The organism is Mycobacterium sp. OTB74 (assembly GCF_029892685.1).
Lineage (GTDB): Bacteria > Actinomycetota > Actinomycetes > Mycobacteriales > Mycobacteriaceae > Mycobacterium.
The window spans coordinates 192,315-205,039 of record NZ_JARXVD010000001.1; the positions used below are offsets into that span (position 1 = coordinate 192,315).

The window sequence follows — 12,725 nt, forward strand, 5'->3', positions numbered from 1 at the left end:
ATGGCCGCACCGTCAACATTCGCCCCGGGGCTGCTGCGGCCTTTCGCGCGGGCCGGCAACGGTCTGCTCAAAGTTACCGGACGCACCGGTCACCTGGTCGAGTTCTTCGGCAAGGTAGTACTGGCCATCCCGACCATGTGGTTGCGCTACCGTAAGGAACTGCTGCGCTTGCTGTCGGACATCACCTGGGGCAACGGCTCCATCGTGGTCGGCGGCGGCACCCTCAATGTCGCCGCTGTGCTTGGCATCACCGCGGGGGCGTTGGTCGCGGTCGAGGCGTACAACGCTCTGAAGCTGTTGGGGTTGGGGCCGGCCACCGGTTTGGTCTCGTCGTTCGCCACCACCCGTGAACTGGCGCCCGTGATGATCGCGATGGCCTTCATCGCCCAGGCCGGTTGCCGGTTCACCGCGCAACTCGGGGCAATGCGGATCAATGACGAGATCGATGCACTGGACAGCATGGGCATCAACTCGGTTGCGTATCTGGTGTCCACTCGGGTGGTGGCCTCGGTGATCGCGGTGGTTCCGCTCTTCTTGGCGTCGCTGGCCCTGGCCTACCTGTCGTGCCAGTTGGTCAGCGTGGTGGCCGGTCAGTCCACCGGTACCTATCTGCACTATTTCGGTCTGTTCTTGGAGGGTCGCGACGTAGTGTTCGCGACCATCAAAGCTGTTGTGTTCGTGTTCATCTCATCAACCATCCAGAGCTACTACGGATATTTCGCCTCGGGTGGTCCGGCCGGCGTGGGTGTGGCGGCCGGGCGGGCGATGCGCGCCAGCGTCACCACCGTGGTGATCGTCAACATGCTGCTCACCATGGCGTTGTGGGGCGTCATCAGTGGCGCGAGGTTCGGTGGCTGATGGGCAATTCCTTCGATAATGACCCGCGCGGCTCGAGCGACCGCAAGCTGGGCATCATCGGGTTGTGCTGCGTGGTGGTCGCGGCTCTGTCCGCCGTGCTGATGGTCGCCAAATCTCAAGGCCTGCTGGACGATTTCGTGCGGGTGGACCTGAAGCTGATCAACATCGGTGACGGGTTGCCTCAGCGGTCCGACATCAAGTTCCGTGGCGTGATCGTCGGCACGGTCGCCGGTATCACCCCTTCTCAGCATGGCCAGCCGAACGTCGTGCACGTCGACATCCAGCCGCAGTTCGCAACGCAGATACCCAGCACGGTGACGGCCCGGGTGGTGCCGGCCAACATCTTCGCGGTGTCAGCGGTCCAACTGGTGGACAACGGCCATGGCGCCCGTCCGATCCGTACCGGTGATGTGATCAGCGAGGATCAGACTCTGCCGACGGTGTTGTTCCAGAACGTGCTGGCCAAGCTCCGCCAGTTGCTCAAAGCCGTTGGGCAGGGACCTGATTCGAACAGTGTCGGCGTCTTCGCGGCACTGTCCGAGGCCACCCATGGTAGGGGACAGAAGCTCACCGACGCCGGGGGCGACCTCAACAGGGTTATGCGCCAGTTGAATTCGGTGGTCGCTTCTGATGATTCGGAGCCGACGACGTTGTCCGCACTGAAGGACGCGGCGGACAGTTTACGGGTGACTTCGCCTGATCTGTTCGCAGCGCTGGACAGCTCGGTGCAGCCGCTGCGCACCTTCGCCGAAAAACGGTCGCAACTCACCAACTTCCTCAGCGGCGGTCTGCGCACCACCGGAACGCTGGCAGACGCGTTCGATCACCAGACGGACCGGCTGATCCAGGTCAGCACCGGTCTGACGCCGGCCCTGGGGGTGTTGGCCGATCACGCCGGCGAATTCCACAGCATCTCAACGCGATTGCAGACACTAGCCAACAAGATATACGACGAGGGCTGGAATCCGGTGACCAACCTGCTGGTCTTGAAGACGGCCATCTCGATCAATCCGTCGCGGGAATACACCAGGGCGGACTGCCCGCGGTACGGCGCGATGGAAGGTCCCAGCTGCCGGACCGCCCCGGAGACGCCCACCGCAGCCGACCTCAAACCCGGTTTGGGGACCATGGGTATGGGTACGCCGCCGTGGGTCACCGAGAACCGCCCCAACTACGCGCCTCCGCGTTTCTCGGTGCCGGTCGTACCAGACTTCCCGGGACCACCACCGGACCCCAATGCACCGCCGGCACCTCAAGGTGCGCCAGCGTCCGCACCTGTGGCTCCGGCCGGTCCGCCGCTGCCGGCCGAAGCCGCCCCACCGCTCGGAGCGCCTGCGCCGGTGCAGCAGCAGTCGGCGCCGCTGTACGGCGGCACCGTCGGGCCGGTGGGCAGCCAGATGGAGAAGGACCAATTGAGTCAGATCGTCGGCGGCCCAGCCACTTCCGCTACTGAACTGCTTCTCGGTCCGGTCACCCGCGGCACCGAGGTGCAGATTACTCCGGTGCCCAGCTCCGCCTCAGGCGGGCAGACCGGTGGGGGGCAGCGATGAGGCTCAAACGCATCACCGTCATCGGCTTGACCGTGTTCCTGGTGTTCTCGGTTGCGGTGACCTGGATGGTGTACGCCACCTTGCAGCGCAACGTATCTGGGCCGACAGCCAGCTATTCGGCCATCTTCACCGATGTGTCAGGTCTGGTCGAAGGTGACGACGTACGGGTGGCCGGCGTGCGGGTCGGCCGGGTCGACGGCATCGAATTGACGGGCAACAATCAGGCCAAGGTCAGCTTCCGGGTGCACAGCAACCAGACGCTCTACACAAACACGCTGGCCTCGGTGACCTACCAGAACATCATCGGTCAGCGCTATCTGGGTCTGGCGCAGGGGCCGGGGGAGCGACGCAAACTCCCTGTGGGAGCACAGATTCCCGAACAGCGCACCAATGCCTCGTTCGACATCTCGTACATGCTCAATGGTTTTGAGCCGCTGTTCACCGAACTGGATCCCAAAGAGGTGGACAACCTGACCAACGCCATCATTCAGGCCTTCCAGGGCAACCAGGGTTCGCTGTTGACCTTGACCACTCAGGCTTCGACGCTGACCCAGACCTTGGCTGGTCCGGATGCGGCGCTGGGCGACTTGATCATCAACCTGGACAAGCTGATGGTGACCCTGGCCAAGCAGAGCACCAACCTGGAGGCCATGCTGCAGGAGAGTTCGACGTCGTTGTCCTCCTTGAACTCTCGGCGGGAGGATCTGGTCGCTTCTACCGGGTCCATCACCGCGAATGTGCAGCGGTTGTCTCAGATCGTCAACACGATCACCCCGGATGTCCAGCAGTTCATCGAACGTGACCCAGGCTTTTTGAAATACAGCGTGACCGACGGCAGGGCGCGACTGGGCTTTGCGATGAGCAATTTGCCGTTGATGCTCAAGGGGCTCGCGCGGATAACCCAGGAAGGCAGCTACAGCAACGTTTACGCGTGCGATCTGGATTTCGCCCTGTGGCGTGGGCTGCTCAACTGGTTCCGCGCGTTCGTCATTGCCGCCACTCCGGGCAATGGCAACGAAGTGTGGCATTCGGCAGTGTGCCGATGAGCATCCTTGGCAAGCTGCGTCCTGACCAGGTGGCGGGTGGCCGAAAGCGTGTGCTGGAGGACTACAACAAGGTTCTACTCGGGGCCATCGGGTTGGTCGTCATCGTCATAGTGGTCGCGGCCGTGGTGTTGGTCAGCGTGCTCGATTTCGGCAAGAAGCAGTACACGGCCCAATTCGCCCAGGCCGCTGCAATCACGTCGGGCAATGCGGTAACCGTCGCGGGTATCCCGGTGGGCTCGGTGAAGGACGTCAAGCTTGCCGGTGACCATGTTGTGGTTACCTTCACCGCGGACAAGAAAGTCAAGCTGGGCAACGATACTCGCGCGGCGATCAAGCTCACCACCATTCTCGGTGCTCGCTATGTGGAGCTAAGGCCGGCCGGCGCCGGTCAATTACCGGGCAGCACAATCGAATTGAGCCACACAGAGGTGCCCTTCGACCTGCAGAAGACCCTCGAGGGCGCCACGCGCACGCTGGGGCCGTTGGATGCCGACCAGATCGCAGAGTCGGTTCGGGTGATGAGCGGCATCCTGCAGGGCGTGCCGGATGCATTGCCGCAGGCGCTGACGAACCTGAATTCGTTGGCCGGGGTGATCCAGTCCCGGCGTGACCAGTTGGGCACCCTCATCACCAACGCCGACACCATCGCTGCTCTGCTGCACCGGCAGAAGGCAGACTTGGGTGCGCTGGTGTTGCAGGGCAACCAGATTCTGGGTGAGATCACCAGGCGGCGGGCGGCGGTGCAGCGATTCTTCGACGGCGTCACGCTACTGGTCGACCGCGTCCACACCATCCTGGCCGACGAGCCGCAACTGGATGCACTGATCAACAACCTGCACGAATTCGCCAAGTTGCTCGCTGATCATGACGCACTGGTACGCAGCATCCTGCAGTCCGCGCCCCTCGCGGCACGAAACATCGCCAATGCCACCGGTAGCGGCAATTCGGCTGACCTGACGCTGCCGGCCGGCGTGATGGTGGATTCCTGGATGTGCGCGATCAGTGGTCGGGCCAGGCAGTTCAACCTCGTCGAGTACTTCAAGGACTGCAAATGAGTAAGCGCGCCATGGCAATTGCCGCAGTTGCCGTCGTGGCGGCCGCGGCGGTGGTAGCCGTGGTCGCCATTGCAGTGCCGCGATTCTGGCACCGCAACATCACCGTCACGGCGCACTTCCAAGACGCGGTCGGCTTGTACAGCGGCAACGCGGTATCGGTGCTGGGCATGCAGGTCGGCAAGGTCACGAAGGTCGAATCCAAGGGAGGCTACGTCGAAGTCGTCATGGACATCGATCGCAAGGTCCCGGTGCCCGCCGATGTCACGGCTGCCACCGTTTCCGCATCAGTCCTCACCGACCGGCACATCGAGTTGACCCCGCCGTACCGCAGCGGTCCCACGTTGCGCGACGGTGATCTGATCGGGTTGGGAAACACCCGCACGCCGGTCGAATTCGACAAGACCCTATCGACGATCGACAAGCTCGGCACTGCGCTGCGAGGTGATGCCAACGGCGGCGGGCCCCTTGGTGATCTGGTGAACCTCGGCTCGCAGATCAGCTCCAACAACAGTGAACAGATCAAGTCGACGCTGGACAAACTGTCGCAGGCCCTCAAGGTCGGGGCAGACGGCGGCGCCAGAACTCAGCAGAATCTGCAGGAGATCATTCGCAGCGTCTCGGAGCTGACCGCGTCTGCCGCCGACAACGACAGCGCCATTCGCGCATTCGGTTCCAACGTGCACCAATTGAGTGGCATCCTGGCCGATCAGAACCTGGGCACGGGGCGCACCGGCGCCAAGGCCAACGAGATGCTCAAGGAAGTCAGTGACCTGCTCGATCGGCACCGTGACCAGCTCCGCGATGCCTTCGGCGACGCCAATACCGTCGCCAAGTCGTTGGCGGACGACAAGCGGGAGTTGCAGGAGACCCTGGACGTGTTGCCGTTGGCCCTCGACAATTTCTACAACGTGGTCGACCCCGTGGGCGGCAGCATCCGGGCGCATTTGCTGACGGACAAGATGCTGGCGAACAACACGTTGAACAAGCAACTCTGCAGCCTCATGAGTCTGAAGCAACTCGGTTGCGCGACAGGAACATTGCAGGACTACGGCCCTGACTTCGGATTGACCTCGATGATGGACCTGATGGCCAATGGCATTGGCCCGTCGGGCCAGGGGGAACCACCCAAGCCCGGAACATCGACTGCGCCGGCCGCGACCGGGGGGCCGGGCCGATGAAGAGCAAGCTGACGTCTGCCTTGCGTGGTGCGCGCTGGGGTATTGCCCTCGGAAGTGCCCTGCTGCTCACTGGCTGTGCTACCGGACTGGACAGTGTGCCATTGCCTTCCCCGGGTTCGGGCGGGTCGACTTATGGCTTGACTGCGGTGTTCTCGGACGCGCTGAATCTGCCGTCGAAGGCGAAAGTTCGTTTGTACGGGGCGGATATCGGGGAGGTCACCTCGATCAGCGCTGACGACTTCACCGCGCACGTGCATATGCGGATTCGGCAGGATGTGCCCTTGCCGGTAGGCAGTACCGCCGAATTGCGTTCGGCCACACCGCTGGGCGACGTATTCGTGCAGATTCGTCCGCCTGCTGATCAGCCGACGGCCGATCACGCTCCGCTGCTTCGTGGCGGTGACACCATCCCGCTGGAGTCGACTGCGGCGGCGCCGACCGTCGAGGAACTGCTCAATTCGCTGGCCATGTTGGTCAATGGTGGTGCCATCCGGGCGCTGACCACCGACGTCAATGGTGCGGGCCGGGCGGTCGGCGGGCGCGGCGAGAAACTGGCCGGACTGATCTCGGAGACCAATGAGTTCCTGGCCAAGATGACCTCGCGCACAAAGCAATTGGATGCCACGCTGCGCAGCACTTCGAACATGGCAGCTGAGATCGCCGGACATCAGCAGAGCATCGACACCGCACTGTCCGCTGGTGCTCCGGCGTTGGCCGTGATCTCGGACAACACCACCCGGCTCATGGATGTGGTGGACAACGTCGCGCGGATCAGCCGGCAGCTGTCGAAGTTCCCGTCGCTGCAGGGCACAGACACCCGCAGCGTCGCGGTCGACGTGAACAATCTGTCGCAGGTCTTCAACGAGATCGCCATGGATCCGGACATCTCGCTCAATGCGTTCAATCGGTTGATCGCCGTCATGGTCAAATCCACGAATTCCACGTCGATCCACCTGGATGCGGAACTCTCGAAGATTGCGATCGGTGCCCTGCCGGACAAGAACTATGCGGGCGATCCGGGCATCCACGGACCCGACGGCACCGACTGGCATCTGCTGATCGGCAGCCTGCGGTACGAGTGGGGTCTGCTGTTGGGCCGGATCTACGGGCCGGACCGCACCCGATGAACGCGCTGAATGCGTTGGTGTCGTTGGTCATTCGAGTCGTCAAGGCGGTGGCCAGCCGAAAAGTGTTGCTGTCCTTGGTGGGTCTGGGTCTCACGGCTCTGGTTGCCTTCGGGTACATCGCCATCTACGGCCTGCGGTTCAACCCACTGCACCGGACCATCGCGGTTCGGATCATGCTGCCCGAATCAGGTGGCCTGCTGACCAATCAGGACGTCACGTTGCGCGGCATCCCGATCGGCCATGTCGCGGCGGTGAACCTCACCGACCACGGTGTGGAAGCCGTCGCCTCCATCGATTCGTCGGCCCGCATCCCGGCCGACAGCCCGGTGCGGGTCTCGGGGCTGTCCGCGGCGGGGGAGCAGTACCTGGACTTTCGGCCGGACCACGGCAACGGGCCGTATCTGACCGATGGCGCGGTCATCTCGGGCAAGCAGGCGAGCATCCCGATTACCTTGCCGCACATCATCGATCACAGCCGCGGCGCGCTTGCTCAGCTTGACGCCGACAAGCTTGGCAAGATGTTCAACGAGTTGCACGTCACCAAGGACGGGCCGCGCAAGCTTGCCGCACTCCTGGACGGGGCCACTCTGCTGGCCAACACGGTGGACTCGGTGTTGCCCGAGACCATGAGCATGATCCGCAGCACCAGGGTGGTGTTCTCCACCGTCGCCGACGTCGGACCCGGATTGCGGGACACCACAAAGGAAGCGGCGCAGGTACTGGGCGGCGTGAACCGGATGGACGGTGGATTCCGGACCCTGGTCGACCGGGGCGAACCACAACTGGCTTCGCTGGACAACTTGATCGCCGACAACCGACAGAACGTGGTGCAGCTGCTGGGCAACCTGACCACGGTGTCGCAAATTGTCTATGAGCGGGTTCCGGCGTTGCAATACCTGTGGCGACCTGACCGCGATCGGTACATCGACCGGTTATTCGCCCCGGTTCACGACGGTGGCATCTGGGCGCTGGCAGACATCTATCCCAGGTACCGGTGTGACTACAACCTGCCCAAGGGCGTGCCGAGTGACGCAAGTTTCCCCGAGCCGTACAAATACACCTACTGTGACAACCAGGATCCTGCGGTGTTGGTTCGCGGCGCTCGCAACGCGCCACGGCCGCCGGGTGACGATACCGCGGGGCCACCACCGGGATATGACCCGCATGCGGTGACCGACAAGACGCCGAATTACCCGCCTTACACCATTCAAACTCCATACGGAGGCCCGACGATGCCGGTGCCTATGCCGAACTGACCGGGTCCACGAGATACGCGAGATGTGATGAGTAAACGAACTGCCAATGCCGATGTATTCGAGCAACTACGTGATGCCGAGACCGAGGAAGCCGAACCGACCGAACCGTCGGTCGATCCGGACGCCACAGCCAATGACGAGTCCGACGCGACGGACGCAACTGAAGCGGCTGCGCCCGCACCGAAGCGGCGGCGGATCGGCCTGGCCGCAGTGGCATGCGGATTGCTGTTCTCGGTGTTGGTCGGTGCCTTGGGATTCCTGGGGTGGCGCCAATATGAGCAATACCAGGTCGCCACGGCGAGCGAGGCGGCGCTGCAGGCCGCCAAGGACTACGCGGTGGTGCTGACCACGTTGGACGCCAAGAACATTGACGACAACTACCGCAAATCACTCGACGGAGCCACCGGCGAATTCAAGGATGCGTACAGCCAAGGTGCCAACCAGTTGCGGCAGGTGCTGATCGACAACAAGGCGTCCGGCACCGGCATCGTGGTCGCGGCTGCGGTGAAATCCGCAACCCCGGACCAGGTGGAGGTGCTGTTGTTCGTCGATCAGTCGATCACCAATGCGGCCAACCCCAGCCCGCGGATCGACCGCAACCGCATCGACATGACCATGCAGAAGTCCGGCGGTCGTTGGTTGGCCAGCAAGGTCGAAATCCTATGACCACCAAGGAATCTGAGGCAACGGTCGACAGCGCGGACGTCGCTGAGGATGGCCCTGAGGTGACCGCCGAATCGACCGCCGCCGAAGCCACCGCCGAGCCGCTCGCTGAGGAGGCCGCAGCATCAGAGCCCCGCACCTATCGGGTCCGACGCAGCCTCTGCTGGGCGGCCGGCGCACTGGTCGTGGTGCTCGCGGCGACTGCCGCGACCCTGGGCTGGTTGGTCTTTGCGCAGCATCACCGTGACGCCGAGGAGGCTCAGGCATTGGATGCGGCGCGCGCGTACGCCATCACGCTGACCACCACAGATCAGCAGACGATCGACAAGAACTTCGCCGACGTCATCGGCGGCGCCACAGGCGAATTCAAGGACGCCTATAGCAAGGCCGCGGCGCAGATGCGAAAGATGTTGATCGACAACAAGGTAACCACCGTCGGCACCGTCATCGACGGCGCAGCCAAGGGGGTGCACGGCGACGACGTGGATGTGCTGTTGTCGGTGAAGCAGGTGGTCACCAGTTCTGTCGAGCCGCAGCCCCGGACCGACTTCATCAGCGTGTCGATCACGATGCGCAAGGTGGACAACAGGTGGCTGGCCGCCACGGTGCTGCTGGCCGGATCGGATGGCAAGGGTGCGAAGTAGGGGCTTGGCCGCGATGGTCAGCACAGCCGTCGCGATCACCGGCCTGATCGGTGCGCCAAGCGCCAATGCGGCGGTCGACGGTTTCTGCACCCAACTCGGCGGAGCCTGGGACGGTTCGACCTGCACCGCGGTGATCAAGTCCCAGCGCGAGGCGGAAATGCTGCTGTCCCTGAGGCTTCCGCCGCAGCTGATGGACAATCCGACGGCCGGCCCGGTGTTGCGCGACTACTACACCCGGCTATTCAACGGCTGGCGCAACACCGGCAACACCACACCTCGCGACAGCAGCGCCACCGCCGACTACGAGATCATTCCCGGTCCCGGCGGGGTGCAGTCGATTGTCGTGCACGAGCTCTTCGAGCCGTTCGGCATCCAAGCCAACAATGCCTTCCGATCCTTCGTGTTCGACATGAACTCCGGACGGCGGTTGTACCTGCCGGACTTGTTCCGGCCGGGAATCAATGCGAACCAAGCGGTTTCGGCGGCTGCGGCGCCGATTTTACCGCCGGTACTCGACGCCGCCGCGCCACCGCACACGCCGGGCACCTATCCCTTCACCGTCGAGGAGTTCCAGCCGGATAACGACGGTCCCGGCTATTCGGGCAATTACCGCGCGTTCGCTCTGACCGGCGATTCACTGCGGCTGTACATGCCCGATCAACCCATGACGAGTGAAAACCCCAGGCCGCGTGACCGGATCACGTGGTCGATGGATGGTGGTGTGGTGGTGGCCAATGTGCCGCTGACCTCCCTGGCCGGGCAGTTGAAGCCACAGTACGGCGGGTGACGCCGCCACCCGCCACCGAGCGTCAAGTGTCTCCGGCCGCGGCCCGACTGCTGGTGGAGATCAGTTGACTGACTTGGCTTTTCGCTCGAAAGCGTCACGGTCTGCTTGGGGACGCAACGGGTTCAATGCGTAGACCACGCAAAATTGCTTGCCGCCGGGATCTGCCATGATGACCCACTTCCCTGGATGATTGACGAATGAATCATCGACGACGGTCGCTCCCAACCCTTTGAGGCGTTCGACCTCTGCTTCGAGATCGTCAGTGTGGATGTCGAAGTGCACACCAGCCTGGCCCGAGTGCACGTCCTGGACCACCACACGGAAGTCATCGGAGGCGCCTTCGAGGATTTGGTAGTCGCGTACTCCGCGGGGGCGCACAGCCTCAGCAGCGAGCGCACCAGCCCAAAAGTTCGTTGTCTCCTCGTGGACGCTTGATGGAACGTCGATGATGAACGTGCTCAGGAGTATTCGGTGCATTTCGGGCCTTCCCGGTCGCGGGTGTCTCAGTAATCAGTGTGAGAAGTTGTACGACAACGCAGTGCTATCCGGCTCAGTGGCTAGAAGTCGCGGTGCTCGTTGGGGCAGAGCGGGGCCGGAATGCTCGACCGAGGAGGGTGTTTGCTGAAGTCGATGTTTCGGGATCGCGCAGAAACTGGGCGCGGCGAGAGATAGCGCGGGCACAGGTGATCTCCTGGATGGACTGAAGCTGCTGGGCACTTGCATAGCAGGCGGTCCGTGGCTCGGTCAAGGATTCGTGCGAATCGGAGGTAAAGATCCGTCCGATGGACACCGTGCTCTGGTTGGCGTTCTGGGTTCTGTTCGACGGCTGTTGTGAAAACACTGGACGCAGATCGTCGTCCAGGTAGTAGTGTCGCGAACCAGTTCGGGGCGCAGCGAAGGGAAAAGTCGTGTCTGAGTTACGTTTTGACGGCAGGGTAGCCATCGTCACCGGCGCGGGACGCGGTATCGGTCGTGGCCACGCGCTGTTGTTGGCGCAAAAAGGTGCGCGGGTAGTCGTCGCGGACTATGGCGTCGAGCCTGCGGGCGGCGGCACATCACCAGTTCCTGCTGACGACGTGGCGCAGGAGATCAGGGACCTTGGCGGTGAGGCCGTCGCGTGCTGCGCATCGGTGGCAGACGAGGAGCAGGCGACGTCAATCGTCGACACTGCGATCGACACGTACGGCCGACTGGACATCGTGGTCAACAACGCGGGTATCCACGACCCGGCGGACTTTGACCTCCTCTCCCTCCGCCAGTTCCGCAGCATGCTGGACGTGCACTTCTTCGGAACGCTCCACGTCATCAGGGCGGCCTGGCCCCACTTCCAATCGGCCGGGTACGGCCGAATCGTCAACACCGTGTCTGAAGCCATGCTCGGCGGGGTCGGTGGGCTGACCAGCTACGCATCTGCCAAGGGGGCCGTCTATGGGCTGACCCGAAATCTTGCCACCGAGGGCCTCTCCCAAGGGATTCGGGTCAATGCCGTCGCACCTCGCGCGTACACGCGGTTGTCGGCCGATCATTGCGATACTCTCTCGAACCTCTATGGCATGTCGCAGGAGAAGATCGAGCAGGTCAACGCCAGCATGCCGCCCGAGCTGTGCGCTCCGGCAGTCGCGTACCTGGCGCATGAGGTGTGCAAGCTAAACGGCGAGGTGCTGCAGGTCGGGATGGGCGGTGTCGCGCGGCTGGCCTTTGTGGCAGCGAAAGGTCTGCGTCAGTCTTCGCTCACCGCGGAGAGCATTGCGGAGAACATCGACACAGTCCTGGACATCGAGGGAGCCACGGTTCCCTCCACCGACGATCAATTGAGTCCGCTGCGTTCAAAGTGATCCCCCGCGAGTGAGATTCGGTGTGGCGATCATGTCTTACCAAGTCGTGGGCGTTCGGTACCGAGCGACTGGGCGTGTTTGAGGATCCGTGCGCGCGCCCGCGGTTGCGCGACGGCAAGCAGGCAGATGTCGAAGGCGTGCAGCGCATTGGCGCGCAGCTCGCTGTCATCGAGATCGCCGGCGGTCCACCGTCGTTGGAGGTGAAACAACACCATGGCCGCATGTTCGGCCAGTAGTGCCGGCTCGATGTCGGGCCGGAGCGCTCCCGCCTTGGTTGCGGCGCCGATCTCGGCGACGATCAGTTCCCACCCCGTCCAGCGAACATTCACCAGGTCAACCAGACGATCGTCCATGACAACCGCCCGCACCACAGCCTTCGGGACCTCGGCCACGGTCTTGTCGATCGAGACGGTGATGGCTTCCCAGATTCGTTCGATCGGATCAGTCGCGGACAGCTGGTGGACGGCGATATCGATAGAGTCCAGTGAGCTTTGGACAAGTGCTGTGAGCAGGCCGTCCTTATCGCCAAAGTGGTTGTAGAGCGTGCGGACACTGACTCCCGCTTCGCTGGCCAAGCGGCGCATCGAGAGCTGCTCTACACCGTGAGCCTCGACGAAGGCCCGTGCAGCGTCGAGGACCTGCCGACTTGTCCGCTCCTGGACCCGCGATCCCATAGTGAAAACCCTAGTCAATACCGCGGTGCAGCGGTCTTGGCGGCGCATTTGC

At 63.2% G+C, this 12,725-nt stretch carries 13 protein-coding genes; 11 read left to right on the forward strand and 2 right to left on the reverse strand.

Annotated features, from left to right (window positions below; genetic code table 11):
• Genes M2432_RS00950 through M2432_RS00995 form a run of 10 tightly spaced genes read left to right on the forward strand, consistent with a single transcriptional unit; the run spans window position 1 to window position 10,164 of the window.
• Window positions 1-858 (forward strand): ABC transporter permease, encoded by an 858-nt coding sequence (locus tag M2432_RS00950; protein ID WP_280824859.1) that lies wholly within the window; start codon window positions 1-3, stop codon window positions 856-858.
• Window positions 858-2,408, forward strand: coding sequence for an MCE family protein (locus M2432_RS00955; protein WP_280824860.1), 1,551 nt, complete (start codon window positions 858-860; stop codon window positions 2,406-2,408). Before M2432_RS00950 ends, M2432_RS00955 begins: the two co-directional genes overlap by 1 nt.
• A complete protein-coding gene (locus M2432_RS00960) occupies window positions 2,405-3,454 on the forward strand; it encodes an MlaD family protein (RefSeq protein ID WP_280824861.1) in 1,050 nt (349 codons plus the stop codon). Before M2432_RS00955 ends, M2432_RS00960 begins: the two co-directional genes overlap by 4 nt.
• A complete protein-coding gene (locus M2432_RS00965) occupies window positions 3,451-4,509 on the forward strand; it encodes an MCE family protein (protein WP_280824862.1) in 1,059 nt (352 codons plus the stop codon). The genes M2432_RS00960 and M2432_RS00965 overlap by 4 nt, the downstream gene beginning before the upstream one ends.
• The gene (locus tag M2432_RS00970) at window positions 4,506-5,687 is read left to right on the forward strand and encodes an MCE family protein (RefSeq protein WP_280824863.1); all 1,182 of its coding nucleotides are present in this window, start codon (window positions 4,506-4,508) and stop codon (window positions 5,685-5,687) included. Before M2432_RS00965 ends, M2432_RS00970 begins: the two co-directional genes overlap by 4 nt.
• Window positions 5,684-6,814 carry an MlaD family protein gene (locus tag M2432_RS00975; RefSeq protein ID WP_280824864.1) on the forward strand — a complete coding sequence of 377 codons (1,131 nt, stop codon included), beginning with the start codon at window positions 5,684-5,686 and terminating at the stop codon, window positions 6,812-6,814. Before M2432_RS00970 ends, M2432_RS00975 begins: the two co-directional genes overlap by 4 nt.
• A complete protein-coding gene (locus M2432_RS00980) occupies window positions 6,811-8,070 on the forward strand; it encodes an MlaD family protein (RefSeq protein ID WP_280824865.1) in 1,260 nt (419 codons plus the stop codon). Before M2432_RS00975 ends, M2432_RS00980 begins: the two co-directional genes overlap by 4 nt.
• A gap of 27 nt (window positions 8,071-8,097) precedes the next feature.
• Entirely contained in the window at window positions 8,098-8,736 is a 639-nt protein-coding gene (locus M2432_RS00985) for an Mce protein (protein WP_280824866.1), read from the forward strand.
• Window positions 8,733-9,377, forward strand: a complete 645-nt coding sequence (locus M2432_RS00990) for an Mce protein (RefSeq protein WP_280824867.1) — start codon at window positions 8,733-8,735, stop codon at window positions 9,375-9,377. The genes M2432_RS00985 and M2432_RS00990 overlap by 4 nt, the downstream gene beginning before the upstream one ends.
• Before the next feature lie 13 nt (window positions 9,378-9,390).
• Window positions 9,391-10,164, forward strand: coding sequence for a hypothetical protein (locus M2432_RS00995; RefSeq protein ID WP_280824868.1), 774 nt, complete (start codon window positions 9,391-9,393; stop codon window positions 10,162-10,164).
• Window positions 10,165-10,224: 60 nt separating this feature from the next.
• Here the strand turns inward: M2432_RS00995 and M2432_RS01000 are convergent, their stop codons facing one another.
• Entirely contained in the window at window positions 10,225-10,641 is a 417-nt protein-coding gene (locus M2432_RS01000; protein WP_280824869.1) for a VOC family protein, read from the reverse strand.
• Window positions 10,642-11,072: 431 nt separating this feature from the next.
• On the opposite strand from M2432_RS01000, the gene M2432_RS01005 reads away from it, so the two are divergent.
• Window positions 11,073-11,999 (forward strand): SDR family NAD(P)-dependent oxidoreductase, encoded by a 927-nt coding sequence (locus M2432_RS01005; RefSeq protein WP_280824870.1) that lies wholly within the window; start codon window positions 11,073-11,075, stop codon window positions 11,997-11,999.
• Between the two features lie 29 nt (window positions 12,000-12,028).
• On the opposite strand, the gene M2432_RS01010 is transcribed toward M2432_RS01005, so the two are convergent.
• Window positions 12,029-12,673 (reverse strand): TetR/AcrR family transcriptional regulator, encoded by a 645-nt coding sequence (locus M2432_RS01010; RefSeq protein ID WP_280824871.1) that lies wholly within the window; start codon window positions 12,671-12,673, stop codon window positions 12,029-12,031.
• Window positions 12,674-12,725 lie beyond the last annotated feature (52 nt).